This window comes from Streptomyces griseicoloratus (assembly GCF_014534645.1).
Taxonomy (GTDB): Bacteria; Actinomycetota; Actinomycetes; order Streptomycetales; family Streptomycetaceae; genus Streptomyces; species Streptomyces griseicoloratus.
Map to the genome: position 1 here is coordinate 36,541 of NZ_JACVQF010000101.1, position 26,066 is coordinate 62,606.

General features: G+C 73.8%; 21 protein-coding genes. 6 read left to right on the forward strand and 15 right to left on the reverse strand.

The features are described from left to right. Nucleotides 1-53: 53 nt before the first annotated feature. Complete coding sequence (locus H0H10_RS39575; RefSeq protein WP_223179284.1) at nucleotides 54-2,492, reverse strand: AfsR/SARP family transcriptional regulator; 2,439 nt, start codon at nucleotides 2,490-2,492, stop codon at nucleotides 54-56. 209 nt (nucleotides 2,493-2,701) lie between these two features. Between H0H10_RS39575 and H0H10_RS02700 the strand changes: the two genes are divergently transcribed. Next, the gene (locus H0H10_RS02700; RefSeq protein WP_188179157.1) at nucleotides 2,702-2,908 is read left to right on the forward strand and encodes a hypothetical protein; all 207 of its coding nucleotides are present in this window, start codon (nucleotides 2,702-2,704) and stop codon (nucleotides 2,906-2,908) included. A 37-nt stretch (nucleotides 2,909-2,945) separates the two neighbouring features. Here H0H10_RS02700 and H0H10_RS02705 read toward each other — a convergent pair whose 3' ends face one another. The 4 genes from H0H10_RS02705 to H0H10_RS02720 all read right to left on the reverse strand — a co-directional run bounded on the left by H0H10_RS02705 (nucleotide 2,946) and on the right by H0H10_RS02720 (nucleotide 8,760). Further along, entirely contained in the window at nucleotides 2,946-5,930 is a 2,985-nt protein-coding gene (locus H0H10_RS02705; protein ID WP_188179158.1) for an AfsR/SARP family transcriptional regulator, read from the reverse strand. A gap of 99 nt (nucleotides 5,931-6,029) precedes the next feature. Next, a complete protein-coding gene (locus H0H10_RS02710) occupies nucleotides 6,030-6,263 on the reverse strand; it encodes an acyl-CoA carboxylase epsilon subunit (RefSeq protein ID WP_188179159.1) in 234 nt (77 codons plus the stop codon). Nucleotides 6,264-6,276: 13 nt separating this feature from the next. Further along, complete coding sequence (locus tag H0H10_RS02715) at nucleotides 6,277-7,818, reverse strand: acyl-CoA carboxylase subunit beta (RefSeq protein ID WP_188179238.1); 1,542 nt, start codon at nucleotides 7,816-7,818, stop codon at nucleotides 6,277-6,279. A 24-nt stretch (nucleotides 7,819-7,842) separates the two neighbouring features. Next, complete coding sequence (locus tag H0H10_RS02720) at nucleotides 7,843-8,760, reverse strand: polyprenyl synthetase family protein (protein ID WP_188179160.1); 918 nt, start codon at nucleotides 8,758-8,760, stop codon at nucleotides 7,843-7,845. 245 nt (nucleotides 8,761-9,005) lie between these two features. Here H0H10_RS02720 and H0H10_RS02725 point away from each other — a divergent pair, with 245 nt between their 5' ends. Beyond that, the gene (locus H0H10_RS02725; RefSeq protein WP_188179161.1) at nucleotides 9,006-9,686 is read left to right on the forward strand and encodes a hypothetical protein; all 681 of its coding nucleotides are present in this window, start codon (nucleotides 9,006-9,008) and stop codon (nucleotides 9,684-9,686) included. Between the two features lie 390 nt (nucleotides 9,687-10,076). On the opposite strand, the gene H0H10_RS40455 is transcribed toward H0H10_RS02725, so the two are convergent. From H0H10_RS40455 to H0H10_RS02745, 4 genes are all read right to left on the reverse strand, one after another. Continuing rightward, nucleotides 10,077-10,856, reverse strand: a complete 780-nt coding sequence (locus H0H10_RS40455) for an IclR family transcriptional regulator (RefSeq protein WP_188179162.1) — start codon at nucleotides 10,854-10,856, stop codon at nucleotides 10,077-10,079. Next, entirely contained in the window at nucleotides 10,853-11,797 is a 945-nt protein-coding gene (locus tag H0H10_RS02735) for an ACP S-malonyltransferase (RefSeq protein WP_188179163.1), read from the reverse strand. The genes H0H10_RS40455 and H0H10_RS02735 overlap by 4 nt, the downstream gene beginning before the upstream one ends. Before the next feature lie 202 nt (nucleotides 11,798-11,999). Continuing rightward, nucleotides 12,000-12,791, reverse strand: a complete 792-nt coding sequence (locus H0H10_RS02740) for a TrmB family transcriptional regulator sugar-binding domain-containing protein (RefSeq protein WP_188179164.1) — start codon at nucleotides 12,789-12,791, stop codon at nucleotides 12,000-12,002. A gap of 87 nt (nucleotides 12,792-12,878) precedes the next feature. Next, entirely contained in the window at nucleotides 12,879-13,658 is a 780-nt protein-coding gene (locus tag H0H10_RS02745) for a helix-turn-helix domain-containing protein (protein ID WP_188179165.1), read from the reverse strand. An 825-nt stretch (nucleotides 13,659-14,483) separates the two neighbouring features. Here H0H10_RS02745 and H0H10_RS02750 point away from each other — a divergent pair. Genes H0H10_RS02750 through H0H10_RS02760 form a run of 3 tightly spaced genes read left to right on the forward strand, consistent with a single transcriptional unit; the run spans nucleotide 14,484 to nucleotide 18,723 of the window. After that, nucleotides 14,484-17,276 carry a non-ribosomal peptide synthetase gene (locus tag H0H10_RS02750; RefSeq protein ID WP_188179166.1) on the forward strand — a complete coding sequence of 931 codons (2,793 nt, stop codon included), beginning with the start codon at nucleotides 14,484-14,486 and terminating at the stop codon, nucleotides 17,274-17,276. A gap of 47 nt (nucleotides 17,277-17,323) precedes the next feature. Continuing rightward, complete coding sequence (locus H0H10_RS02755; RefSeq protein WP_188179167.1) at nucleotides 17,324-18,262, forward strand: NAD-dependent epimerase/dehydratase family protein; 939 nt, start codon at nucleotides 17,324-17,326, stop codon at nucleotides 18,260-18,262. A gap of 14 nt (nucleotides 18,263-18,276) precedes the next feature. After that, nucleotides 18,277-18,723 (forward strand): nuclear transport factor 2 family protein, encoded by a 447-nt coding sequence (locus H0H10_RS02760; RefSeq protein WP_188179168.1) that lies wholly within the window; start codon nucleotides 18,277-18,279, stop codon nucleotides 18,721-18,723. A gap of 48 nt (nucleotides 18,724-18,771) precedes the next feature. Here H0H10_RS02760 and H0H10_RS02765 read toward each other — a convergent pair whose 3' ends face one another. Then, the gene (locus H0H10_RS02765) at nucleotides 18,772-19,782 is read right to left on the reverse strand and encodes a LysR family transcriptional regulator (RefSeq protein ID WP_309141716.1); all 1,011 of its coding nucleotides are present in this window, start codon (nucleotides 19,780-19,782) and stop codon (nucleotides 18,772-18,774) included. A 131-nt stretch (nucleotides 19,783-19,913) separates the two neighbouring features. Here H0H10_RS02765 and H0H10_RS02770 point away from each other — a divergent pair, with 131 nt between their 5' ends. After that, nucleotides 19,914-20,579, forward strand: a complete 666-nt coding sequence (locus H0H10_RS02770; RefSeq protein WP_188179170.1) for an FMN-dependent NADH-azoreductase — start codon at nucleotides 19,914-19,916, stop codon at nucleotides 20,577-20,579. A 54-nt stretch (nucleotides 20,580-20,633) separates the two neighbouring features. Here the strand turns inward: H0H10_RS02770 and H0H10_RS02775 are convergent, their stop codons facing one another. The 5 genes from H0H10_RS02775 to H0H10_RS02795 all read right to left on the reverse strand — a co-directional run bounded on the left by H0H10_RS02775 (nucleotide 20,634) and on the right by H0H10_RS02795 (nucleotide 26,001). Beyond that, entirely contained in the window at nucleotides 20,634-21,662 is a 1,029-nt protein-coding gene (locus H0H10_RS02775; RefSeq protein WP_188179171.1) for a polyprenyl synthetase family protein, read from the reverse strand. A 252-nt stretch (nucleotides 21,663-21,914) separates the two neighbouring features. Further along, nucleotides 21,915-23,252: an FAD-dependent oxidoreductase gene (locus H0H10_RS02780; RefSeq protein WP_188179172.1), complete on the reverse strand. Its 1,338-nt coding sequence runs from the start codon at nucleotides 23,250-23,252 to the stop codon at nucleotides 21,915-21,917. 33 nt (nucleotides 23,253-23,285) lie between these two features. Then, complete coding sequence (locus H0H10_RS02785; protein WP_188179173.1) at nucleotides 23,286-23,996, reverse strand: maleylpyruvate isomerase family mycothiol-dependent enzyme; 711 nt, start codon at nucleotides 23,994-23,996, stop codon at nucleotides 23,286-23,288. After that, entirely contained in the window at nucleotides 23,996-24,835 is an 840-nt protein-coding gene (locus H0H10_RS02790; protein WP_188179174.1) for a fumarylacetoacetate hydrolase family protein, read from the reverse strand. The genes H0H10_RS02785 and H0H10_RS02790 overlap by 1 nt, the downstream gene beginning before the upstream one ends. Then, nucleotides 24,832-26,001, reverse strand: coding sequence for a cupin domain-containing protein (locus H0H10_RS02795; RefSeq protein ID WP_188179175.1), 1,170 nt, complete (start codon nucleotides 25,999-26,001; stop codon nucleotides 24,832-24,834). The genes H0H10_RS02790 and H0H10_RS02795 overlap by 4 nt, the downstream gene beginning before the upstream one ends. Nucleotides 26,002-26,066: the final 65 nt, after the last annotated feature.

A 26,066-nucleotide genomic window follows, 5' to 3' on the forward strand; every position in this document is an offset into this window, starting at 1 on the left:
CCGGATGGGCGCGGTCGCCGGCCGCCGGCGTGGGCGCCGCGCCGAGGGGGCGGTCAGGCCGCGGCGAGCGTGTGACCGTGGGAGCGCCGGGCGAGCAGGCGCACCAGCGGCGCGAGCCGGTAGGACGGCCAGTCATCGCCGTCGGCGTCCCCCTCGGCCTCCAGCAGCCCCGCGTCGGCCAGTTGGCCGAGGACGTCCTCGGCGTCGTCCTCCCCGGTGCCCAGCACGAGGGCGGCGTCGGCGGCGGTCAGCCGTCCCGCGCCCGAGGCGGCGAGCGCCGTGAACGCCGTGGCGAGGGAGCCGGGCAGCGTGTCCCGTACGGCGCCGAGGCCCGCCGCCACGTCGAGGCTGCCCAGGCGCAGCTCGGCCAGCCGGCGCTCCTCCGGCTGCAGGCGGGCCACCAACCGGGCGACGGACCACTGGGGGCGCGCCGCGAGGCGGGCCGCGGCTATGCGCAGCGCCAGCGGGTTGCGGTCGCACAGCTCGGCGAGGCGCACCGTGGCCTGGGGCTCGGCGATGATGCGCTGCCGGCCCGCGACGGCGGCGAGCAGGCGCACCGCGTCGGCCGGCGACATCGGCCCGAGCCGCACCAGGCTGGTGCCCTCCAAGGAGGCGAGCGGGGCGCGGACGCCAGTGACGACGGTGCGGCAGGCTCCGCCGCCAGGGAGCAGGGGGCGTACCTGGAGGTCGTCCACCGCGCCGTCGAGGACGACCAGCAGGCGCCGGCCCGCCGACACGGTGCGGTAGAGGTGGACGCGTTCGTCGAGTCCGGCGGGCAGGTCGCCGGCGCCCAGGGCACGCAGGAACCAGCCGAGGATCTCGCGGGGGCCGCCGCGCACGGCGGCCGGGGATCCGAGGTCGGCGTAGAGCCGGCCGTCCGGGAAGGCGTCACGGCACTGCTCGGCGACGTGGCGCGCGAGCGCGGACTTCCCGGTCCCCGGTGCGCCGGTCACCACCACGTCGCGCCCGCTCCGCAACGCACCGGCCACCCGGCCCAGCTCACCCCGCCGCCCGGTGAAGTCCGCGGGGGCCGCGGGCACCTGAGCCGGCACGGGCCGACCACACCCACCGCGCACGGCGCCCGCACCGAGGCCGGACGGAACACCCGCCACGATCCCGGCACCGCCGTCCGCGGCGGGCTCCGCGGGCGTCACGGGTTCCGCGGGTGTCACGGGTGCGGCGGGTGTCACGGGTGCCGTGGCCATCGTGGGCGCCGTGGCCGCGGTAGCCGCCGCGGGCACGATGGGCGTGGGCGCGATGGGCGCCGTGATCGTGGTGGCCGCCGTGGGCGCCATGGCGGCCGTGGGTGCGGTGGACGCGGTGGGCGCGGTGGGCGCCGTGCGCGCCGTGGCAGCCGTAGGCGCTGTGGGCGTCATGGCAACCATGGGGGCCATGGGCGCCGTGGCAGCCGTGAGCGTCGTGGCCGCCGTGGGCGCCATGGCAGCCGTGGCCGTCGCGGGCGCCGTGAGCGTCGTGGCCGACGCGGGCGCCATGGCAGCCGTGGCCGTCGCGGGCGCCATGGCAGCCGTCGGTGCGATGGACGCCACGGCATCCATGGCCGTCGTGGAGGCCGTGGCAGCCATGGCATCGGTGGCCGACGCGGGCGCCGTGGGTGCGGTGGGCGTTATGGCAGCCATGGGGGCCGTGGCAACCGTGGGGGCCATGGGCGCCGTGGCAGCCGTGACTGCCGTGGGTGCGGTGGGCGCCGCGGCAGCCGTGGGTGTCATGGGTGCCGTGGCAGCCGGGGCGGCCGGTGGGGGTGGCACGGTGGCTGTGAGTATGCGCTGGTGCAGGGTGCGCAGGGCCGGGCCGGGGTCGAGGCCGAGGTCGTCGGCGAGCAGGCGGCGGCCCTCCTCGTAGACCGCCAGCCCGTCCGCCTGGCGGCCGCAGCGGTACAGCGCGGTCATCAGCTGGCCCCGCAGCCTCTCGTGCAGCGGATACCGGCCCACCTCGCGGGTGAGGCCCGGCACCGACTCGGCGTGCCGGCCGAGGGCCAGCGCGGCCTCGGCGTGCTGTTCCACGACGGCGAGCCTGGCCTCCTCCAGCCGGGGCCCCTCGGCCGCGGCGAAGCGCTCGGTCACGCCGGTCAGCACGGGCCCGTTCCACAGCGCGAGGGCGGCCGCGAGACGGCGTTCGGCCTCGGCGTGCCGGCCCGCTGCCAGATCGGCGGCCCCGGCCTCGCGGAGCTCGCGGAAGGACGCCCAGTCGAAGGAGGCGTCACCGATGTCCATGCGGTAGCCCTGGCCACTGCGCTCCACGACGACCGTGTCGCCCAGCCGGGTGCGCAGCCGGGACACATAGGTGTACAGCTGCTTGGTACTGGTGGCCGGCGGGTCGCAGTCCCACAGCAGCGTGATGAGCCGCTCGTCCGGGACCACCCTGCCCCGGGCCAGCAGCAGGGCGGCCAGCACGGTGCGCTGCTTGCCGCCGCCGAGCCGGATCGGCCGGCCCTCGCGCTCGGCCGACACGAAGCCGAGAACCCGGAAGTCCATGTCGCCCCCCCTGCGGCAGGCCCGGTGCGGTCACCGGACGGTCTCCGCGGCACGCTAGGGGGCGGGGTTTCCGTGGCTGCATCGGTGCGATTTCGTCCCCGCGAAAGCGATGCGAAACCGCCGGAGAAAGACCGCTTCGTACCTTCGTTGTGCACCGCGGCGCTCCGGCCCGCGGGTCACCCGCTCAACGCTCGTCCCCGGGAGGGCACATGCACGGCTTCCGCACCGCTTCGGCCAGGCTCGTCGCGACGACGGGCGCGGCCCTCTGGCTGACGGTGGCCGGCGCGGGCACCGCCCAGGCGCTGGCCCCGCTCACCCCGGCCGCCCACACCGGCGCCGACGACCCGTGGACGGCCGCCCCGCTGGGCGACGACCCGTGGACCGCCGCCCTCCACGGGGACGACCCCTGGACCTGACCTCCCCTGACGGTCCCGGGACGGCATGGCCGGACCCTCACGGCCGCACCAGGCCGAACAACTCGTCCGTGTCGAGCGGACCGGACCGCGACAGCAGATCCAGCAGGCGCGTCGTACGGTCGCGCCAGGACTCGACGCCCACCTCGGCGAAGAGGTCGGCGGCGATCTTGAAGCAGTCCGCCGCGCTGTCACGGTCGCCCCGCAGTGCCCGCACGCAGCCGAGCACGGTTCCGGCCCGCGCCTCCAGGAAGCGGTCGGGCACGTCGGCGGCCGCCGTGAGCGCCTCCTCCAGCACCTCCTCCGCCTGCGCGGTCCGGTCCTGCCGCCACAGCGCCTCGCCCAGCGTGCGCAGCGCGTGGGTCTCGCCGCGCCGGTCCCCCGTGGCGCGCACCAGTTCCAGGGCGCGCCGGCAGACCTCCTCCGCCCGTTCGCCGTCCCCCTGGTGGATCAGCACCTCGGCCAGCCGCACCGAGCTCTGCGCCTCCCCGCGGGCCGTGCCCAGGCCCCGGCTGCGGGCCACCGCCTCCGACGACAGTACGAGGCTCGCCTGCGGCCGGCCCCGCTCCAGCTCGATCTGCGCGAGCAGGCCGAGGACGTGGGCCTCGGCGTAGCGGTCGCCGGTGCGGCGGAACAGCTCCAGGGAGCGGTGCGCGAGGTTCCGGGCGGCGTGCAGGTCCCCGCGGTGCCGCTCGCACAGGGCCAGGTTGCGCAGGACCAGGGCGCGTCCCGTGTCCTGCCCGGTCTCCTCGAACAGCCGCAGCGCGTCCGCCAGATGGCCGAGGGCGGCGTCGTACGCCCAGCCGACGATCTCCAGGGTGCCGAGGGAGTGCAGCATGGCCGCCTCGCCGAGCCGGTCGCCGGCCCGGCGGGCGGCGGACAGCGCGCGGTCGGCGCAGTAGCGCCAGTCCTCCAGGTAGTCGCGGTTCTGGAAGAGGGTGACGCTGGTGAGCGCCAGGTCCCAGGCGTGCGCCGCCTCGCCCTCCCGGGCCAGCTGGTCGACCAGTCCGGTGATGGAGCCGCGCTCGCTGTCGAACCACTCCATGGGGTTCTCCAGCAGGCTGTCCACCAGGTGGTCCGGCAGCTCGTGCAGCGGCGCCGGGCCGTGGACGAGGGTGAAGTCCCCGCCGTAGACGCGCCGGTGGGCGGCGGAGGCGAGGGCCAGCCAGGCTCCCGCCGCCCGGCGCAGCGCGCCGCGCCGTTCCTCCTCCGGGTCCTGAGCCAGGGACAGCTCCCGCGCGAACAGCCGGGGCAGGCCCTGGAAGCGGTACCGGACGTGCCCGGTGGCCGAGGAGGACGGGATCAGCAACTGCGCGTCGACGAGTTCCTCGATGAGGTCCTCGGCGTCGAACGGGTCGATGCCGAGCAGCGCGGCGCCGACCCAGGCGGCGAAGTCGGGCACGTTGACGGAACCGAGCAGCCGGAACATCCGGGCCGTGGCGTTCGGCAGGTCGCGGTAGCTCAGCCGCAGGCCCGCCCGCACCCCGCGCTCGTCCGGGCTGAGTTCGTCGAGCCGGCGGCGCTGGTCCTCCAGCCGGGCCACCAGGGTCCGCACCGACCAGTGGGGTTTGGCGGTCAGCCGGGCGGCGGCGATCCGCAGCGCCAGCGGCAGCCGGTCGCACAGCGCGCTCAGCCGTGCGGTGGCGACCGGGTCGGCGCTCAGTCTGCCGTCGCCGTCGACGCGGGTCAGCAGCGCGATCGCCTCGTCCTGGCCCAGGGCGTCGAGGTGCAGCGCGACGCAGGCGTAGTCGCCGGCCAGTGCGCCGCCCATCGGGTCGCGGCTGGTGACCAGGACGCAGCAGCGGCCCGTGCCGGGCAGCAGGGGGCGGATCTGCTGGAACGAACGGGCGTTGTCCAGCACGATCAGCACGCGTCTGCCGCCGAGCACGGTCCGGAACAGCGCGCTGCGCTCGCCCAGGTCGGGCGGGATCTCCGAGCCGGGCACGCCGAGGGCGCGCAGGAAACGGTCGAGGACGGCGCCGGGGCGGTGCGGGGCCTCCTCGTCGTAGCCGCGCAGGTCCGCGAAGAGCTGGCCGTCCGGGAAGCGGCCCGCGACCTGGTGGGCCCAGTGCACGGCGAGCGCGGTCTTGCCCACGCCGCCGATGCCGGAGATCGAGCCGACGGGCAGCGCCGGTCCGTCCAGGTGGTCCAGCAGCCGGTCGAGGGCGGCCAGTTCGGGGTGGCGTCCGGTGAACGAGGCGACCCCGGAGGGCAGATGGGCGGGCACGGCCGCGGTCAGGGCGGGAGCCGCCGGTTCGGCCGGCGGGCCGAGGCGCGGGGAGTCGGCGAGGATCTCCTCGTGCATCTCCTGGAGCGCGGGACCGGGTTCGATGCCCAGTTCGTCGGCGAGGATCCGCCATCCCTCCCGATAGGTCTCCAGGGCCTCGGCGCGCCGCCCGGAGCGGTACTGGGCGAGCATGAGGTGTGCCTTGGCCTGCTCGCGCAGCGGGTGTTCCCGGACGAAGGCGGCCAGCTCGCCCATCACCTCGCGGTGCTGGCCGAGTTCCAGGCGCAGCCCCATGTACTCCTCGTACACGTCGAGCCGCATGCCGGTCAGCCGGGCGGCCTCGGCCTCCACCCGGCCCGCCGAGACGCCCTCCAGCGCCGGGCCGCGCCACATGGCGAGGGCTTCCTCGAAGTGGCCGCACGCCTCCTCGGCCCGGCCGCTGCGGGCGGCGGCCCGGCCCACCGCGACGCGTTCCTCGAACTCGACGGCGTCGATGCGGTGTTCGCCGGAGAAGAGCATGTAGCCGGGGTGGCTGGTGACGACCACGTCCTCGACCCCGGCGGCCTCCTTGAAGGCCTTGCGCAGGGAGGAGACGCAGATGGCGATCTGGTTGCGGGCGGTCGAGGGCGGGTTGCCGTGCCAGACGGCGTCGGCGAGGGCCTCGACCGACACGACCCGGTCGGGCGCCAGCAGCAGCATGGACATGATGGTGCGGCGGCGCGCCCCGGTGAGCACGACCGGCTGCCCACCGGCACTGATCTCCAGCGGCCCCAGGATCCGGAACACGACCTGAAGCACGACCTGCCTCCCGATACCGCGGCCGGCCGGGTGTGACCCGTTCGTGCCGCTCTTGCGCTGGTTGATGGGGCGTCGGGCTGCCCGCGACGCCGTCGGCAGCTAGCTGCCGGGCCGGCCACCGTCCGTCATCCAGGACATCGGGGGAACCAGCTCCGGCCGGGTCCAGCCGGCCCTCCGGGTCGCGGGGACCCTGTCGGCCGGGGCCTCCCCGGCGCCGGCTGCCAGCGCGCCGAGCAGGGCCGCGACGACCGCCAGCTCCTCCGCGGAGGGGGTGCCCCGGACGACCTTGTACAGGGTGGGGCCGAGGGGCCCCTCGAAGAGCTGCGCGGACATGTGACGGCCTCCTTCACGCCGGGGGGTTGCCGTGCTTGCGGGCGGGCATCGCGGCGTGCTTGGCGCGCAGCACGGCCAGCGCGTCGATGACCGCGGAGCGGGTGTCGGCGGGGTCGATGACGTCGTCGACGAGACCGCGTTCGGCGGCGTAGTAGGGGTGCATCAGCTCGGCCCTGTACTCCTTCACCAGCTGAGCGCGCACGGACTCGGGATCCTCGGCCTCGGCGATCCGCCGGCGGAAGACCACGTTCGCCGCGCCCTCGGCTCCCATCACCGCGATCTCGTTGGCCGGCCAGGCCAGGGAGACGTCGGCGCCGATGGAGCGGGAGTCCATGACGATGTAGGCACCGCCGTAGGCCTTGCGCAGGATCACCTGGATCCGGGGGACGGTGGCGTTGCAGTAGGCGTACAGGAGTTTTGCGCCGTGGCGGATGATGCCGCCGTGCTCCTGGCCGACGCCGGGCAGGAAGCCGGGCACGTCGACGAGGGTGACCAGGGGGATGTTGAACGCGTCGCACATCTGGACGAAGCGGGCGGCCTTCTCACTGGCCTGGATGTCCAGCACACCGGCGAGCACCTGCGGCTGGTTGGCGACGATGCCGACGACCTCGCCGTCCATCCGGGCCAGCGCGCAGATCACATTGCGGGCCCAGTGCTCGTGCACCTCCAGGTACTCGCCGTCGTCGGCGATCTCCTCGACGACCCTGACCATGTCGTACGGCCGGTTGCCCTCCGGCGGCACCAGGTCCAGCAGTTGCTCGCAGCGGCGGTCGGCCGGGTCGGCCGAGGGGACACGGGGCGGCGTCTCACGGTTGTTCTGCGGCAGCATCGACAGGAGGTAGCGGACCTCGGCGAGGCAGGTCTCCTCGTCGTCGTAGGCGAAGTGGCACACCCCGGAGGTCTCGGCGTGCACGTCCGCGCCGCCCAGGCCGTTGTGGGTGATCTCCTCGCCGGTGACCGCCATGACCACGTCGGGCCCGGTGATGAACATCTGCGACGTCTCACGCACCATGAACACGAAGTCCGTCAGCGCCGGACTGTACGCCGCGCCGCCCGCACACGGGCCCAGCATCACCGAGATCTGCGGGATCACCCCGGAGGCCTTGGTATTGCGCTGGAAGATCCCGCCGTACCCCGCCAGCGCCGAGACGCCCTCCTGGATGCGCGCACCGGCACCGTCGTTCAGCGACACCAGCGGAGCGCCGGCCGCGATGGCCATGTCCATGATCTTGTGAATCTTGGTCGCGTGCGCCTCGCCCAGCGCACCGCCGAAGATCCGGAAGTCGTGCGCGTAGACGAAGACCGTACGCCCCTCCACCGTCCCCCACCCGGTGATCACACCGTCCGTGTACGGCTTCTTCGCCTCCAGTCCGAACCCCGTGGCCCGGTGCCGCCGCAACTGCTCGACCTCCCGGAACGATCCGGTGTCCAGCAGCAGCTCGATCCGCTCCCGCGCCGTCAGCTTGCCCCTGGCGTGCTGCGCCTGCGTCGCCTTGGCATCCCCCGCCTCGGCCTCCCGGCGGATCAGGGTCAGCTCGGCGACCCGGTCGTGCATCGACATGGCCGGCTCCCTCTTCCTTCAGTTCGTTCGGGCGGCGACGGTGTCGCACAGCGCGTAGACGGCTCGGCGGGCCGGCAGCGACGGCAGCGCCCCGACCGCCGCCCGGGCCTCGTCGAGCCACCGGTGCAGGGACTGCTCGGCCCGCCGCGCGGCCGTGCCGCCGGTCCGGGCCAGGAGAGCGGGCCGCCGCGCCGGCCCCACGGACCCGCGGGTCCCCGGGGCCCGGCCGCGCACCGCACGGCGCATCCGGGTGCCGGTGCGCCGGCCATCCGCCGCGCCCAGGTCGTCGGCGATGTGCAGGGCGATCCCGAGGTGCTCCCCGCACCGGACCAAGGACCGGACGTACGGCTGCGGCGCGGCGGCCTGCAGGGCGCCGAGGCCGAGTGCCATGCCGAACAGCGCCGCGGTGCCGCCCGCCGTCGCCTCGACGTAGTGGGTGTGGGCGTCCTCTCCGGGTGCGGGCCCGGTCAGGGTGCGCAACTGCGCCGCCGCGAGCCGGCCGGCCGTACGGGCGTTGAGCCGCAGCGCGTCGGGGCCGAGGCCGGCGGCGAGCTGTGCGGAACGGGCCGGCAGCCAGTCGACGGCCGCGGTCGGCCCGGCGCCCCGGGCGGGCGTGGCGGACATCAGCAGGGACAGGTGGACCAGCTCCGTGACGACCGCGGCCCGGGTCACGCCCTCCCTCCACGGCTCGCCGAACTCGGCCCCGAGGAGCGTGAGCAGCACGGGGAGGCGTCCGCCGTCCCGCCTCGCGAGCCGGTCGGCCCGTTCGACGGCGTCCCCGTCGGGCATGCCGGCCAGACAGTCGCGCAGGCACTTCTCGGCGGCGTCCATCGCCTCGCGCATTCTCGACTCGAACTCGGGAGCCCGCAGATCCAGTTGCCCCAGGAGACCGGTTTGGTCGTACACGAAGTCAGCGCGCGTCTGAACGAGGTTCATGACCGCAGGCCCCTTTCGCCGTACCGAGAAGCACAATTCACCACCGAATGGCGGTACCTGGCGTCGACTCTGACACCACGGCCGAACCGGGCCAACAGCCCTGTCAGGAAAGTGCCATTGCGCGGCGACAACCGGCACACCGAACCCCCCGTACACCTTCCTGCCAACCTTTCCGCCACACCCCTGAACACGGCCGGCGCGGCTTTACGCTCCCATATCGAAGAACTCGAAGAAGGGAATGGAAATTGAGCAGACGATTCGCCCGCACCGCATTGGCGGCAGCCGGACTCGTTCTTCTCTTCGGCGGAACGGCGACCGCCGCGCCCGCGGGCGGAACGGACACCCCGCGCAGCTGTGAGGGGGTACGGCTGACCGGTTCCCTGCCGGTGCCCCCGGCCGGCCTCTCCGCCCGGCAGACCGTCACGATCGGGGAGGACTGCACCCCGGTCACGGGCAAGGTGGAGTACGTCCCGGCGGGTTCCGCCCCCGGCGCCGCGCGGCAGGCCCGTGTCGCGGCCGCGGATTCCGCCGGCCGTCATGTGCGCGGCTGGAACGAGATGTACGACTGCTGCAACATCCGGATGACCGGTCTGTACACCACGGCCGACTGGGACACGGCCGGCGGACGGATCACCACGGCGTCCAGCGCGGCGACCCAGGGCTGGAACCGTGAGCCCTGGGACGCCGGCTGGTCGCTCGCGTCGGCCGCGAACAGCCAGGACTGCGCGGCGGACTGCGCCTCCGTCACGGCGGAGGCCGACGCCTCCTTCACCTACCGGGGCATCTTCGACGCCACCGGCGACTGGTACGCCAACACGCACCGCACCTCGGTGCGGCTCAACGCGGACGGCACCGCCTCCTGCACCTTCGACGTCGAGCTGAAGCACACGTTCATCGGCTGGAACTGGCAGCGCGGCTGCGAGTGACGGAAGCGGCGGCCCGCCCACCGCGTCACGCGCCCCCGGCGCGTGGCGTGGCGGGGCGGCGTTCGTCCCCCGCCCGGGACCCGCAGGAGGCGACCGCACCCAGCGGCCACACACCCCGGGTCCTCCCCGGAGCAGCACCCGCGTGCCGCGTCCGGGCGACCAGGCGGGGTCGGGGGGTGGACGGCCTGAGCCGGGGTGGGCGGGGCACTGCCGTCCGGGCCGCGCGGCCCGGACCGGGCGCCGCGTCCCGCGCGCGGGCTCGCCGAGAGCGTGTCGATCGCCGCCCCGGCCCCCGTTCCGGCGACCGGACGGCTCACCGGCTCATCGGCACGGCGGCAGTTGCCCACCTGAACCCCTTCGAGCTGCACCCGACCGGCGGGGCCTTCGCGGTCACGCGCGACCGGCCGGCACGACCCGGCTCTCGGCCGGGCGGCGTGCCGCCCTGGACCGGCGCATCCCGTTGCTGAGTTCCCCGGCCGCGTCGATGGCGGCACCGAGCAGCAGCCGGCTCGGCGTGGCGGGCATCCGGGGGCCGCGCCCGGTGAGAGTGAGCGCCGCGATCACGTGGTCGCCGAGCGCCCACACCGGAACCGCCGTCGAGAGGGCGCCCGGAACCATGGGATCCGGGCCGTGCGCCCAGCCGCGCCGGCGGACCTGGGCGAGCTGAGCGGCACTGAAACGGGCGCCGCGCAGCCCTTCATAGAGGGTTTCGGGCTCCTCCCAGGCGAGCAGCACCTGGGCGACGGGGCCGGCGGAGGCCAGTGCCGTGCCGACCGGGACCTCCTCGGCGCCTCCGGGCTCACTGGAGGTGCCGATGCAGATCTGCGCGGCGCCGTGCCGGCGGAAGAGCCGGGCATGCAGTCCGGTCAGCGCGTGCAGATCCTCCAGGATGGGCGCGGCCGCCTGGACCAACTGGTCCCGGCGGACTTCGACGGCGATGTTCCCGAGCCGCGGGCCGACCACGAACCGGCCCTGGAAGTCCCGGGCCAGCAGCCCCAGCCGCTCCATGCCCTGCGCGATGCGGTGCACCGTGGGGCGGGCGAAGCCGCTGATCTCGACCAGCTCGGCCAGCGACGCCGGCCCCTGTTCGACCACGGCGAGCAGCGTGGACGCCTTGTCCAGCACGCCGATGCCGCTGCGCCCGGCAGGCGGCCTGACCGCGACGCTCATCGTTCCACCCCCGGCGGCACGGCCAGGGCGGCGGGTCCGTCCACGGAGACGGTCTCGATCTCCGGGTCGATCCGGCGGATCAGCCCGGCGAGGGTGCGGCCGGGGCCCAGTTCGACCAGCCGGCGGCAGCCCAGCCGCCCGGTGAGGGTGCCCACGCTGCGCTCCCACAGCACCGGGGAGGTGAGCTGCCGTACGCCGAGACCGGGCCAGTGCCGGCCCTCGGCGTACGGCTCGGCGTCGGCGTTGGCCACGACCGGGAGATGGCCGGGCGCGAACGGCGCCTGCCGCAGGGCCCGGCCGAGGGTTTCGGCGGCGGGGGCCATGTACGGGCTGTGGAACGCCCCGCCGACGTCCAGGCGCAGCATCCGGCCGCCGATCGAGCCGGCCCGCGAGCCGGCCTCGCCGACTCCTTCGGGCGAGCCCGAGACGACGGTCTGGCCGGGCGCGTTGACGTTGGCGACCCAGACGTCGGCGCCCTCGGCGCGGACCTCGCCGACCAGTGCCTCCACCTGGTCCAGGGGGGCGGCCACCATGACGCCCATGGTGCCCTCGCGGGCCAGAGCCGCCTCCCGCATGGCACGGCCGCGCGCCGCCACCAGAGCGGCGGCCGCGGAGACGGTGAGGGCCCCGGACGCGGCGAGGGCCGCGTACTCGCCGAGGCTGTGACCGGCGCACGCGACGACGTCCGGGCCGAGCATCCCGGCCCGTACGGCCTCCGCGTGCGCGATCGACGCGACGGCGAAGACGGCGAGCTGGGCCAGATCGGTACGCCGCAGCTGCTCTCGCGGGGTGCGCAGCAGCAGTTCCTCGACGTCCTCCCCGGTGACCGCGGAGATCTCGGCGGTGAGCTCCCAGGACGGGGTGTGCCGCCAGGGCACGCCCATCCCCTCTTTCTGCGTCCCCTGCCCGGGGAACACCAGGCCGACCGGTACTCGATTCATGGACTCGCCTTCCGCACGACAGTCATCGGTGGGAGCGACGGGGCCGGGTCCGGCTGCGGCCTGGCGGCCTGCCTGCCCCGGCCCCGTGCACCGACGGCCCGTCGGGGGGTACCGGCCGTCGGGGACGGGACGTGCCCGCCGCGGAGCCCCGTTCCTGGTGCCCCATCGAACTGGCCGGACGGATCGTGCGGCAACGGACCTTTCAGGAAGATGCCAGGGTGCCCCTGCGCGGCGGACCGGAACGGGTCGCGGGTGGCAGCAAACCCAGCTCCGCGGCGCGGACTCCGGCCTGGAAGCGGGAGGTCGCCCCCAGCAGCGCCATGATGTCGGCGACGTGGCGCCGGTAGGTGCGCACCGAGATGTTCAGCTCGCGGGCGGCGACCTCGTCGGTCACGCTGGCCTGCAGGGCGCCGAGGATCCGCCGGCCGAGCGCGGCCCGGTCACGGTCGCCGAAGACGATGCGCTCGCCGGCGGGCACGGCGTGCGCCCACACGTTGTCGAAGAGGGTGGTCAGGGTGTGCAGCACCTCGGGCACGCGGATCACCGAGGCGCGCCGGCCGACCGCCGAGTGGGCGACGACGACGGCGGCGGCGCCGTCGGCGATGATCGCCTGCAGGGGCGGGATGCCGGTGATCCGGATGCCCGCCGGGTGTTCGCGGCCCAGCTGTTCGCGCACGAAATCCTCGTCGATCAGCTCGGGGCTGGCCAGCAGCCGGACCGCGACGCCCTCCTGGGCGGCGTAGATCAGTTCCCGCTCGGTGCGCTCCGCCTGTTCGTCGGAGCCCCGCCGGCGGGCGTGCACGATGTCGATCGTGCGTCTGGCCCCGGCGATGAGGCCGTGTGCCTCGTCGAGCACGGTGTCGTAGTCCTGGGGCAGGACGGTGATCAGCTCCTCCTCACGGCTACGGGAGCGGTGCAGCGCCACGGTCGTCTCGATCAGTGCCTGGACTTCGAGCAGGGAACGCTCCAGCTCGTCGTCTCCCCTGTTGGGCACGTCGTCTTCCACCCTCTTCAATGGTGTGTGGGAACGGCCGGCACGGGCCCGCCCGGCCCGTGCCGGGTATGTCACGCAGCGGTGGGGCTACTCCGAGAGCAGTCCGAACTCGACGGCCCTGACGCCCGCCTGGAAACGGGAGTTGGCGTCCAGGGCGCGCATGATTTCCGCGACGTAGCGGCGGTAGGTGCGCAGCGACACGTTCAGTTCACGGGCGGCCGTCTCGTCGGTGTGGCCCGCGCGCAGCCGTTCCAGGATGTAGCGGGCCAGTTCGGTGCGCACCCGGGGGCTGAGCTGGAGGTGGCCGGCCAGCGGCCGGCCGCGCGACCATGCGCTGGCGAAGAAGAGCTCGAGGGCTCGGACGGTGGCGGCGTCGTAGACGACGGCGGCCGGGGCGGGGCCGCTCTCGGCGGACTGCACGAGGGAGGCGGACCCGTCGACGACGAGGATGGCGCGCAGTTCGCTGCGGGACACGCGCACCGCGAAGCGCTTGTCGGTCAGGTCGGTCAGCGGCGCCAGGGAGGAATCGGCGACCTCGGCGGAGCACAGCACCCGCACGGTCACCTCCTCGGGGACCTCCAGGAGTAAGCGCACGGTCGTGTCGGTGAATTCGCCGGCGTCGTCCAGCATCGCGCACACGGTGTGGCGGGCCGGGCCGATGAGCGACTCGAGGACTTCCGTGATCTGAACCCCGCCCGTGCGCGCCACCGGAGTGGGCGCCTCCGAGCGCTGCCGGTGCAGCGAGACCGTGTTCTCGATCAGGGCGCTGGCCTCCAGCAGCGCCCGTTCCACATGGGCGGCGTGATCGGCCGGTTCCGGCCGTACCGCACCTGCCACGGTCCCTTGTTCGATCACCGGCTCCGTCATGACATCCCCCACGTCTTAGAAGTCCGACCGCCCCCGACGAACCACGACGTCAAGCCGGTCGTCGCGGCCTCTCCCGCCGAGTCCGGCAGGCGGAGCTGCTTTGGAATTTCTCCAGTCACAAAGAAGAAGATCATAAGCACCCCGACAGTAGTTGACGACATAAGCCGGAGTCAACCGATCCGCACCCCCGGCGGAATGCGAATGGCTGGGTCAATCCCAAGGCCGACATCTCGCAAGAATCGGGCCCCGGGACGGGCGCCGATGTCAGCAAAGTGCATCCAAACGCGGAAACGGAGCTTCCAATTTCCGTTACCGTCACGCAGCGCAGCGAAAGGATCACCCATCGCAGTATCCGTGTCCGCTAGCGGCCAACCGTCCCACAGAGCGAGCAGATCCTCGCCTACGGTCACATCGTGACCACACGCCGCACACGAACCATGCAGCGTGCGTTCGCGACCCCTGCACGGATACCGGACCGCCCCGAGGCCCTTCGCGGAACAAAGTGGACCGTACATGTGATTCGCATCGTCCCCGCCACCCGGCGTCACCGGCACTCAGAAATGGGATTCCAGCGGCGCGGAAACAGGCTTTCCTTTTTCTTGATGTCCAACGAATCCCGGATAAACCGAATCACCCGGCCCGGAAGCGGTTAACACGACCCACCGTCCGACTCGTTTCGGAGTTGTGTGAACGGCCGTGATATCGAGTCGAACAGCGTATGAACTCCGGAACCGCACCGGCTCCGGATCTTCCCGACGATCACCGCACGACCCGTCAGCACCCGCCCCGCGTGCCCACCAGGCAAGGGAGACCACCGTGCACACCATGCGCCAGAAGACCATCGCCGACCTTCTGCTGCACGCCGCCCGGCACCACCCCGGCTCGGGCGTTCGCCACTGCCTCGGCGGAGCGTCGGCCGGCTTCGTGGACCAGAGCTACGCCGAACTCCGCGACGACGCACTGCGGCTGCTCACCGGTCTGCGCGAGCGCGGGCTGCGCCCGGGCGACAAGGTCGTCCTGCTGCTGGAGCGCCCGAGAGACTTCCTCACCGCCTTCTGGGCAGCCGTCCTCGGCGGTCTCGTCCCCTGCCCCCTGGCCCCGCTCGGCGCCGACCCGGAACGCGGTGCCGCCCAGCTCCGCCACGTGCACACCCTGCTCGACGGCCCCCTCGTCGTCACCGCCGGCCGCGGACACGGCCTGCCGCGGGTGGAGGGCCTCACGGTCGCCTCGCTCGACGAGCTGCGCACGGACCGGATCGCCGAGCCCCACGACGGCGCCCGGCCCGGCGACACCGCGGTGCTCGTGCTCACCTCCGGGTCCACGGGGAACTCCAAGGCCGTCATCCTCACGCACGCCAATCTGCTGGCGTCCATGGCGGCGAAGAACGGCCACCAGCGGCTGACCGCCGACGACACGAGTCTCAACTGGGTCTCCTTCGACCATGTCGCGGCTCTCCTGGAGGGCCACCTGTTCCCGTTGTCCACCGGCAGCCGTCAGCTGCACGTGGAGCCCCGTGTCGTCCTCGGCGAGCCCCTGGAGTTCCTGCGGCTGATCTCCCGGCACGGCGTGACGATGACGTTCACCCCCAACTTCCTGCTGGGTGCGCTGCTGTCCGCCGCGGACCGCCTGGACGACACCGGTGAGCGGCTCGACCTGTCCCGGCTGCGGCACATCGTCAGCGGCGGCGAGGCGGTGGTGTGCGCCACCGGCGAGGCGTTCCTCGACCGGTTCGCGCCCCACGGCCTGGCCCGCGACGTGCTCTGGCCCGCTTTCGGGATGACCGAGACCTGCGCCGGCAGCATCTACTCCCGGGGGGCCTTCCCGGACGCCGACCGGGGTCAGGAGTTCGCCGCCCTCGGCACGCCCGTCGAGGGGCTGCGCATACGCGTCGCCGACGGCGAGGACCGTGCGCTGCCCGACGGCGAGATCGGCGAACTGCAGCTGACCGGACCCATGATCACGCCGGGGTACCACAACAACCCGCGGGCCACCGCCGAGGCGTTCACCGCCGACGGCTGGTTCCGCAGCGGCGACGTGGGGTGGATCGACGACGGCCGGCTGACCCTCATCGGCCGCAGCAAGGACAGCATCATCGTCAACGGCGTCAACTACTTCAGCCACGAGCTCGAGACCACCCTGGAGCAACTGCCGGGCGTGACCGCCTCCCATGTCGCGGTCTTCCCCACCCGCGCGCCCGGTGACGACACCGAGCGGGTCGTCGTCGCGTTCTGCCCACAGGGCGCCGACGGGGAGACGGGCGGCGCCGTCGACGAGGGCACGCTGTACAAGGCACTCGTGGCCATCCGCAACACCGTGGTGCTGCACTGGGGTTTCCGTCCCTCGCTCGTCCTGCCGCTGCCGCGCGAGGCGTTCCCCAAGACCAGTCTCGGCAAGACCCAGCGCGCCCTGATGCGGCGCCGCCTGGAGTCCGGCGCGTACGACGACGTACGGCAGGCCGTGGCCGGCCTCACGCTGCGCATGCTGGGCGGCTACACCCCGCCCGCCGACGGCACCGAGCGCGTCCTCGCCGAGATCTACGCCGACATCCTCGGCGCCGACCCCGCCACGATCGGCGCCGACGCCAACTTCTTCGACCTGGGCGGCACGTCGCTCGACATCCTGCGGCTGCGCAGCAGGGTCGCCCAGCGGCTGGGCGCCGTCGGGCTGGAGGTCATCACCGTGCTGCGGTCTCCCACCGTGCGCAGCCTCGCCCGGCACCTGGCCACCACCGCCCCGGGCCCGGCGCCCTCCTACGACCCGGTGGTGCCGATGCAGACGAGCGGCACCAAGACCCCGCTGTTCTGCGTCCACCCCGGGGTCGGCGAAGTCCTGGTCTTCGTCAACCTCGCCCAGTACTTCACGGGTGACCGCCCCTTCTACGCGCTGCGCGCCCGCGGGTTCAACGAAGGCGAGAAGCCCTTCGCCACCTTCGACCAGATGGTGGACGCCTACGCCGCCGCCATCCGCGCCCGCCAGCCGCACGGCCCCTACGCCGTGGCCGGCTACTCCTTCGGCGGCGCCGTCGCCTTCGAGATCGCGAAGGTACTGCGCGACCAGGGGGAACGGGTCGACTTCGTCGGCAGCTTCAACCTGCCGCCGCACATCAAGTACCGCATGGAGGAACTGGACTTCGCCGAGACGGCCGTCAATCTGGCGTTCTTCCTCGCCCTGATCGACGGCGAGCAGTCCCGCCGGCTGCCCGGCGAGCTGCGCGGGCTGCCGGTCGAGGAGCAGATCGACCGTCTCGTCGGCCTCTTCCCGCCCGACCGGATGACCGAACTCGACCTGGACGCCGAGAAGTTCGGCGCCTGGGCGGAACTCGCCAACGCCCTGACCGATCTGGGCCGCGACTACCGCCCGAGCGGCAGCGTGCCGTCGATGAGCGTCTTCTACGCCACTCCCCTGCGCGGCACCAAGCAGGACTGGCTCGACAACGAGCTGCGCCGCTGGGACGAGTACACGACCGAGCCCAACCGCTACATCGAGGTGCCCGGTGAGCACTACACGCTGATGGGCCCGCGCCACGTGGCGTCGTTCCACGCGGCCCTGCGCCGGGAGCTGGACCGCGCCCTCGCCGACGCCGACGCCGCTCGCCCGCGGCCGGACGGCACCCGCTGAACGCGCCCGCCTTGACCACCGCACACACGCAGATGGAGGACACAGACATGCTGAAGGGCAAGAAGATCCTGGTCACCGGCGGCACCGGCCAGGTGGCCCGGCCGGTCGCCGAGGCACTCGCCGAGCACAACGAGGTGTGGTGCCTCGGCCGGTTCGGCGCACCGGGCGTCCGGCAGGAACTGAACGAGCGGTCCATCGTCACCCGGCCGTGGGACATGACGGATTCCTCGGGCGGGTCCCTGGAGGGCGTGCCCCAGGACTTCACCCATGTCATCCACTCCGCCGTGCTGCGCGGCGACGACGGCGACTGCAACGCCGCCGCGGAGATCAACGCGGCGGCGACCGGCCGGCTGATGACGCACTGCAGAACGGCCGAATCGTTTCTGTTTGTCTCGACAGGCGCCCTGTACGCCCGTCGGACCCTCGATCACGCCTACACCGAGAGCGACCGGGTCGACGCGGTCGCCGACTGGCTGCCGGCCTACCCGGTGGGCAAGCTCGCCACCGAGGGCGCGGTGCGCGCCTTCGCCCGGGTGCTCGGCCTGCCCACGACCATCGCCCGCCTGAACATCGCCTACGGTCCGGGGGGCTACGGCGGGGTGCCGATGCTGTACTTCCGGCGCATGCTCGCCGGCGAGGAGATCCCGGTGCCGCTCGACGGGCAGAACTGGTGCTCCCCGCTGCACACGGACGACATCGTCGCCCAGGTGCCTCATCTGTGGCGAGCGGCCGCCGTCCCGGCCACGCTGGTCAACTGGGGCGGGGACGAGGCCGTCGGCATGACGGACTGCGTCCGCTACATGGCGGAGCTGACCGGCGTGCCCGCGAAGCTGGTGCCGAGCCCGGTCACCCGGGAGACGTACCGGTTCGACCCGACCCTGCGCCGGTCCCTGACCGGCCCCTGCACGGTCTCCTGGCGGGACGGCGTCCGCCGCACCCTCGAGGCCCACTTCCCCGAGCACGTCCGCCGGCCGGCCCACGTCTGAGGAGCACCGCGTCCATGTCGAACCCCACACCCGCCGACTCCGCGCCGGACTCCGCCCCCGCGCCCGCGTCACCCAACGTCGGTCTGATCCAGGCCGCCTACCGCGCCTTCCACGCCCGTGACGTCCAGGGCCTGCTCGGCACCCTCGCGCCCGACGTGCACTGGGTCCACCCCGACGGCATGGCCGACTACGAGCTGGGCGGCACCAAGTACGGGCACGACGGCGTACGGGAGTTCCTGGCCCGGGTGCCCGGCGTGCTGGGCGGAATGCGGCTGGAGCCGCGAGAGTTCGTCGAGGCCGGGGACCGCGTCGTCGTCTTCGGTGAGCGGTACGTGACCTCCGTGCGCGGGCGCACCGAGCGGATGAAGTTCGTGCACTCCTGGACACTGCGCGACGGCAAGGTCGCCGTCATGGAGGACATCTTCGACACGGTGCTGCTGCACCGCCTCATCGAGAGCTGACCGCGAGCCGGCCGGGAAGCCGTCCCGCGGCCACCGCCCGGGGGCCCGTCACACGGACGGGCCCCTCCGCTCACGCTCACCCCGGCCCGACGTCCCCCGGCCCGACGCCCGACGCCACACCACGGCGTCCTCGGGCAACTCGTCCACCGCGTGGCGCACCTCGGTGATGACGGCGTCGACGGCCGGCCGGTCCAGGTGGCCGCTGCGGACCACCAGCGACAGGTGGCGGACCAGCTCCGGGCCGTCGAGGGCGACCCGGCGCACCGGATACCCCGGCCGGTCGGGCACCAGGTCCGGCATCAGCGAGACGCCCCAGCCGAACGAGACGAGCCCGAGCACGGCATGGGGGTCGCTGGTGCGGGCCACGACGTCGGGTGCGAAACCGGCCTGGGCACAGGCGTGCAGCGCGAGGGCGCCGAGGCCGGAGTCCGTGGTCAGCACCCAGGGCTGTCCGGCGTACCCGGCGAGCGTGCGCGGCAGCGGGCGCCGGTCCCCGGGGCCGGGACGCGCCCCCGGGGCCGCCTCCTCGGGGCCGACGACCAGCCGCACCCGGTCCCCGACGAGCGGCTCCTCGTGCAGCCCGGCGACGGACGGTTCCGGCACGTGGTCGTAGCGCACCGCGAGCGCGAGGTCGACCTCGCCGAGCCGGACGGCCTCGCGGGTCCCGCCGACGGGCAGTCCCCGCAGAACGATCTTCAGGTCGGGATGGGCCCGCCGCACCCGGGTCAGCGCGGGCACCAGCATCGCGGGCCCCTCGTGGAACGGGACGCCGACCCGCAGCTCGCCGCTCACCCGGCCGCTCAGCGCCGCCAGTTCGGACTCCGCGGCCTCCAGCCCGATGAGGATGCGCTCGACGTGCTCGACCAGCATCCGGCCCGCCGCGGTCAGAGACGCCCGGCCCTTCCCCCGGTCCAGCAGCTCCGCACCGGTCTCCGCCTCCAGGGTCGACAGCTGCTGCGAGACCGCGGACCGCGTGTAGTTGAGGGCCTCCGCGGCCGCCGCGATCGACCCTCGGGCCTGGACTTCGCGCAGCAACACCAGTTTTCGAACGTCAAGCACCTTGTGTCCCGTCAATTCCGCTAACGCCCACCGTCGTCGACCACCACGTCGTTCCGCGCGACTCGGGCCCATCCGATCGCTTGAATGGTGTTGTCTTGTACCTGCTCCTGCACAAAAGGAGTCGTCCGCGCATGCTCACTCTGCTCCACCTCGACTGCAGCGCGCGCCCCGAATCGGTCTCCGCACAGATCACGGCGGAGTTCGCCGCGGCCTGGCGTGTGGCGCATCCGGAGGGCCGACTCCTCCAGCGGAACCTGGCCCGGCATCCCGTCCCGCACATCGACGGCGCCCACATCGAGACCGTCACCCGGCTGGAGACCGCGGGCATCGTGGAGCTGGAGGAGGCGCGGCATGCGGCACGCACGCTGACCGAGCGCCGGTCGTGGAGCACGACCTGGAAGCTGATCGACGAACTCCTCCTCGCGGACGTGCTGGTGATCGGTCTTCCGGTGTACCACCTGTCGGTCCCCTCCGTCTTCAAGGCCTGGCTCGACAGGATCGGCATCCCGCCACTGTTCGTCTCCCCCAAGACCGGCCGGGGACCGCTGTCCGGCACCCGGGTCGTGGTGGCCACGGCACACGGCGCGGCCTACGGGCAGGACGTGCCGCACGACGACTTCCTGGAGCCCCATCTCCGGGCGGTGTTCCGTGCGCTCGGTCTCGCCGACGATCTCGTCTTCCTGCGCGCCGAGATGACCAAGGCCGGGCACGTGCCCTGGCTCGCCCCGTTCCGGGCCGCCGCGCAGGGCTCATTGGAGCAGGCGATCGAGAGCGCCCGCGAGGCGGCGCGCCGCTGAGGGCGCGGCCGCACGTGCGGCCACCGGGCGGTGACGCATGGCCCCGGCGGCGTCTCAGTGGGTGCGGGACGCCACGAAGTCGCACAGTGCGCCGAGAGCGCGCCGCGGTGCTCCCGGCGGCAGTGGGGCCAGCGACGCGCGGGCCCTGGCGAGCCGTTCGGTCATCAGCGCGCGTGCCCGGTCCACGGCCGGGGACCGCTGCAGGAGGGCGAGAGCCCGGTCGCGGTCCTCGCCCTGCACGCCCCCGGGCCTGCCGAGCAGCCCCCGCAGCTCCTCGTCGCCGGGGTACACGTCCTCCAGGGCCAGCAGCATCGGCAGTCCGGACACGCCGACTTCGAGGTCCTTGCCCTGCTCCTTGCCCGACTCGCCGACGGACGAGGTGATGTCGAGCAGGTCGTCGGATATCTGGAAGGCCACGCCGAGGTGCTCGCCGTACTGTTCGAGTGCCTTGCCCACGCCGTGCGGGGCGCCGGCCTGGACCGCGCCGAGACGCAGGGCGAAGGAGATGAGTGACGCCGACTTGTCGGACACCACGCCGAAGTAGTGGGCCAGGCGGTCCTCCGGCCGGGCGGGGCCGGTGAACTCCAGTACCTGGCCCCGGACCAGGCGCTCGGACGCCTCGGCCTGCAGGGGTATCGCCTCGGGCGTGAGTCCGGCCGAGAGCTGGGCGGCCTTGGCGAGCAGCCAGTTGCCGGACCGGACGGCGACGGTGTTGCCCCAGCACGCGTTCACGCTGGCGACGCCGTGCCGGACACGGGCCTCGTCCATGACGTCGTCGTGGTGCAGGGAAGCCGTGTGGACCAGCTCGGAGACGACGGCGGCGTCGATGACGCCCGGGCGGCCGAGGTCCCCGAACTCGGCGCCCAGCAGGGTGAGCAGCGGGCGGAAACGTTTCCCTCCGGCGGTGACCAGATGGCCGGCCACGTCGGCGAGCACCGGCACGGACGGCTCCCGCACGCAGGCCAGCAGCCGGTCCTCGACCAGGCCGAGGTTCCGCAGCATGCGGCGCTCCAGCGCCTTCTCCCGCACGGTGAGCCGGGCGACGATGGACCGTCCGCGCACGCGGTCGGTGAGCGCGGGCATCAGGTGTCTCCTCTGGGTCGCGGCCCACGGGCCGGTCCTCTGCGACCCCAACATTAGGAACACGCCCCGGACCGGCCGCAGCGGAACTGTCAGCTACCGGACACCCGGCAGGAGCCCGACGACCGGAGTTCCCGGCTCACGGCACACCCGACGGCATCAACCTGCCACAACCGCGTCCGCCGCCGCCCGGCGGGGGCCTCCCTGGGCCCGTACTCGACGGGGTGCGGGCCGTCCCCCGGAGGCAGGCGTCGCTCACCGGGGGTGTCCTCCGGCCAGGGCGCCGGCCTCCGGCTCGGTCTCCGGCTCGGCCTCCTGCTCGCCGATGTCGGCCGAGGACAGCGGGATCGGCGTGAACATGGGCGGTTCCTCGTCCGGCGTCAGCGCGGTCGGGCCGTACACCCAGTCGGTGAAGGAGTAGTCGTAGGTGTCCCGCGCCCGCATGATCGCGTTGCGCCGGAGCCGGGGCTCCCCGTCGAGGTGCCACAGCTCGCCCCAGGCGCGGGCCGTGGTCTGCACCCGCCGGCAGTGCTCCACCCGGACCGCCTCGTACGCCGTCAGCACGGCGTCCCAGTCCGGTCGGCCGCCCGCCGGGGCGGCGCCGGCCCGCAGGGCGTGGTGCCGGGCGAGGACCCAGCCGTCCTCGATCGCCATGATCGCGCCCTGTGCCATGTACTGGAGGGGCGGATGGGCGGCGTCGCCGAGCAGGGCGATCCGGCCGTGCACCCACGTCTCGACCGGGTCGCGGTCGAGCATCTGCCACCAGCGGTCGCGCCACATCAGCGGGATGCCCTTGCGCACGGTGTCGCAGGTGGCCCCGAAGGCCGCGTCGAGTTCGTCGGGCGTGCCCCAGTCGTCGCGGCCGGCCAGCGCCTTGGGCGACTGGAACACGGCGACCTGGTTGAACATGTCGCCGCCGCGCAGGGCGTACTGGACGAAGTGGCAGCGGGGTCCGACGTAGACGGTGACGTCCTTCTCCGCGATGCCGTTGTCCCGGACCCGCTCGATCGGGACGGCGGCCCGGTAGGCGACGTAGTCGGAGCTGACCACGTCGTCGCCGACCAGTGTGCGGCGGGCCACGGAGTGCAGCCCGTCGGCGGCGACGACCAGCGGCGCCTCCTCCGTGCTGCCGTCCTCCAGGCGGACCCGGGCGCCGCCGTCGGTGTGCTCGTAGTCGACGACGGTCCGGTCGGTCAGCAGCTCGACGCCGGCGCGTTCGCAGGCGCGCAGGAAGATGCCGTGCAGGTCGCTGCGGTGGATGACCATGTACGGGAAGCCGTAGCGGCGTTCGAGGTCGCGCAGGTCCAGCCGGGTCAGCTCCCGGGCGTCGAGCGCGTCGCGCATGACCATGTTCTCGGGGACGACGCCGAGGGTCCTGGCCTCCTCCAGCAGGCCGTACTCGGCGAGGATGCGGGTGCAGTTGGGCGCGATCTGCAGGCCGGCGCCCACCTCGCCGAACTCCTTGGCGCGTTCGAGGACGCGCACGCGCAGGCCCTGGCGGGCCAGGGCGAAGGCGGCGCTGAGGCCGCCGATGCCGCCGCCGACGACGATCACGTCGGGCCGGCCGCCGGCGGGGCTGGATTCAGGGTTCATGATCTGTTCCTTCGGTGGCGGGGCCGGCCCGGGTCAGAGCCAGGCGCCCAGCGTGGGGGCGGGTGTGCCGTCCGCGGTGAGCGGGCCGGCGTCCCGTCCGGTCAGGTAGGCCGCGATGTCGTGCAACTCGCCCGTGACCAGGGCGGATGCGCCGTCGCCCGGCAGCTCCCAGGCGGCGCCCGCCTCCGGCGCCCGCAGCAGCACGGCCGGGCCGGGGAGCGCGGCGCGCTTGGCCACCACGTCGTCGCACAGGGCGGTGAGGAAATCGGGCGGCAGATCGGCGAAGGACACGCCGTTCGCCAGGTCGACGGCGTGCACGCAGACCTCCCGGGAGCGCAGCCAGGGCACCTCGGTGGCCGGCACGGTCCGGCCCTGCGCGGTGACGACCCGGGCACGCCACTGCTCCTCGCCTAGCGCGGCCATTCCCTGCTCCAGCGCGCCGGCCGAGTCGCGCAGCCGGGCGACCAGGCGGGCGGCCGGCAGGGCGCGGCCCCGTTCGATGCCGGCGGCGCGTTCCCCGGGCGAGGCGTACATCGGCGTGGGTTCGCCGGTGGCGGCCCAGTGCACCAGGTTGGACAGCGCCTCGGCGTTGGCGGCGACGTGCGCCGCCACGTGGGCCCGGCTCCAGCCGGGCAGGGCGCTCGGCGCGGCGAAGGCGTCGTCGTCGAGGTCTGCGGCGGCCTCGAGGACCAGCTCGGTGCCGAGCCGGGCCCAGCGGTGGGCGTCGTCGAAGGTCCGGCGCATCAGGACGTCTTCTCCCGGACGACCCGGTTCTCCAGTCGGCCGATGCCCTCGATCTCGGTGACGACCGTCTCGCCGCCGAGGAGGTAGCGCTCGGGCCTGCGGGCGTGGCCGACGCCGCCGGGGGTGCCGGTGGCGATGATGTCACCGGGGTTCAGGCGGACGATCGTGGAGACGTACTCGACCAGGTCGACCGGGTCGAAGAGCAGGTCGCCGGTGGAGTCGGACTGCATGACCTCGCCGTCGACGAGCAGGCGCACGTCGAGCGACGGGCGGACCCCGCCGGGCAGCTCGTCGGGGGTGACCAGGTACGGGCCGACGGGGGTGGTGGAGTCCCACGTCTTGCCCTGCAGCCACTCGCGGCTGCGGAACTGCCAGTCCCGGCAGGTGATGTCGTTCAGCACCGTGAAGCCGGCGACGGCCCGCTCGGCCTCCTCGCCGCGCGCCCGGCGCACGGACGCGCCGACGACGACGGCGAGTTCCACCTCCCAGTCGAAGCGGTCGGTCTCCGCCGGGCGCACGATCTCGTCCCGCGCACCGATCAGGGCGTCGGCGAACTTGGCGAACAGCGTGGGGTGTTCCGGCAGGTCCCGGCCCATCTCCTGGATGTGGTTGCGGTAGTTGAGGCCGACGCACACCACCTTCGACGGGGCGGGCACCACGGGCGCGAAGTCGGCGCCCTCCACCGGGTACGTCGCCCCGGTCGCCGTCGCGGCGCGCTCGGCCCAGCCCTCCTGGGCGAGCAGGGCCCCCAGGTCGGGGGCGCCGAGGTCGACCAGGACCTCGCCGTCGAGCCTGACGGCCCGGGTGGCGCCGCCGGTGCGGAGGGTGGCGAGCTTCATCGGGGGTTTCCTTCCACATGGGTGCGGTCGAGCCGCAGGGCTTCGAAGACGGGCGAGTCGCTGAACCGGAAGAGGTCCAGGGCGCCGGAGTCGGAGTCGGTGGAGCCGGCCTCGGAGCGGACCGAGAGCGGCTGCCAGGAGGGGACGGCGAACAGGTCGCCGCGGGTGACCGACCAGGTGGTCCCGCCGACGGTGACGGTGCCGGAACCGTCGAAGACCTGGTAGACCGACGAGCCGGTCTCGCGCACCGGCGCGGTCTCGGCGCCGCGTGCGATGCGGTGCATCTCGGCCCGGAGGGTCGGCAGCACGTCGGCTCCGGTCGCCGGGTCGGTGAACCGTACGGCGGCGTGACCGGGCTCGACGGTGCCGCCGTACCCTTCCGCCTCCAGGGCGAGCTGGTCGGCCAGGGCGCGGTCGGTGTGCTCCCAGCGGTAGGCGAGCAGCGGCGAGCCGGGGCCGGTGATGCCGGCCGAGACCGGGCGCAGGCCGGGGTGGCCCCACAGGCGCTCGGCGCGGGAACGCTCGGGGGTGATCCGCTCGGCGTCGCCGATCTCGTCCCGCCCGAACTCGAAGAACTGCGTCTCGGTGGCGTACTGGAAGGGGATGTCCAGCCCGTCGATCCAGGCCATCGGCTCGGCGGTGGCGTTGTGGTGGGCGTGCCAGTTCCAGCCGGCCTGCGGGAGGAAGTCGCCGCGCCGCATGGCCACCGGGTCGCGCCCGACGACCGTCCACACGCCCTCGCCCTCGACGACGAAGCGGAAGGCGTGCTGGGTGTGCCGGTGCTCGGGGGCGTCCTCGCCCGGCATGAGGTACTGGATGGCCGCCCACAGCGTCGGGGTGGCGAACGGCCGCCCGCCGAGGGAGGGGTTGGCCAGCGCGATGGCCCGGCGCTCGCCGCCACGGCCGACGGGGACCAGGTCGCCGGCCCGCGCCGCCAGCTCCCGCAGCCGCTCCCAGCGCCACAGGTGCGGCACGGCGCGCGAGCGCGGGTGGGCCGGCATCAGGTCGCCGATCTCGGTCCACAGCGGTACGAGCAGCTCCTGCTCGAAGCCCCGGTACAGCTCTTCGAGCGCCGGGGTGACCTCGGGTTGCCCCTCCGCGGTGACGGCCTGGAGCCGGACCGGGGAACCCGTAGCGGTGTCTTGGGCGAGGGAGGACTGAGTCACGGACCACAGCGTGCGCCGCGTCCTCATCGCGGGCATGTAGATTCTGGAGAGCAGAATCGTGAGGA

Excerpts from the sequence above, each read along its gene's own strand:
- H0H10_RS39575 (WP_223179284.1), bottom strand. The coding sequence starts at position 2,492 with ATGGACTTCCGGGTTCTCGGCTTCGTGTCGGCCGAGCGCGAGGGCCGG.
- H0H10_RS02700 (WP_188179157.1), top strand. The coding sequence starts at position 2,702 with ATGCACGGCTTCCGCACCGCTTCGGCCAGGCTCGTCGCGACGACGGGC.
- H0H10_RS02710 (WP_188179159.1), bottom strand. The coding sequence starts at position 6,263 with ATGTCCGCGCAGCTCTTCGAGGGGCCCCTCGGCCCCACCCTGTACAAG.
- H0H10_RS02715 (WP_188179238.1), bottom strand. The coding sequence starts at position 7,818 with ATGCACGACCGGGTCGCCGAGCTGACCCTGATCCGCCGGGAGGCCGAG.
- H0H10_RS02720 (WP_188179160.1), bottom strand. The coding sequence starts at position 8,760 with ATGAACCTCGTTCAGACGCGCGCTGACTTCGTGTACGACCAAACCGGT.
- H0H10_RS40455 (WP_188179162.1), bottom strand. The coding sequence starts at position 10,856 with ATGAGCGTCGCGGTCAGGCCGCCTGCCGGGCGCAGCGGCATCGGCGTG.
- H0H10_RS02735 (WP_188179163.1), bottom strand. The coding sequence starts at position 11,797 with ATGAATCGAGTACCGGTCGGCCTGGTGTTCCCCGGGCAGGGGACGCAG.
- H0H10_RS02745 (WP_188179165.1), bottom strand. The coding sequence starts at position 13,658 with ATGACGGAGCCGGTGATCGAACAAGGGACCGTGGCAGGTGCGGTACGG.
- H0H10_RS02750 (WP_188179166.1), top strand. The coding sequence starts at position 14,484 with ATGCGCCAGAAGACCATCGCCGACCTTCTGCTGCACGCCGCCCGGCAC.
- H0H10_RS02755 (WP_188179167.1), top strand. The coding sequence starts at position 17,324 with ATGCTGAAGGGCAAGAAGATCCTGGTCACCGGCGGCACCGGCCAGGTG.
- H0H10_RS02760 (WP_188179168.1), top strand. The coding sequence starts at position 18,277 with ATGTCGAACCCCACACCCGCCGACTCCGCGCCGGACTCCGCCCCCGCG.
- H0H10_RS02770 (WP_188179170.1), top strand. The coding sequence starts at position 19,914 with ATGCTCACTCTGCTCCACCTCGACTGCAGCGCGCGCCCCGAATCGGTC.
- H0H10_RS02775 (WP_188179171.1), bottom strand. The coding sequence starts at position 21,662 with ATGCCCGCGCTCACCGACCGCGTGCGCGGACGGTCCATCGTCGCCCGG.
- H0H10_RS02780 (WP_188179172.1), bottom strand. The coding sequence starts at position 23,252 with ATGAACCCTGAATCCAGCCCCGCCGGCGGCCGGCCCGACGTGATCGTC.
- H0H10_RS02785 (WP_188179173.1), bottom strand. The coding sequence starts at position 23,996 with ATGCGCCGGACCTTCGACGACGCCCACCGCTGGGCCCGGCTCGGCACC.
- H0H10_RS02790 (WP_188179174.1), bottom strand. The coding sequence starts at position 24,835 with ATGAAGCTCGCCACCCTCCGCACCGGCGGCGCCACCCGGGCCGTCAGG.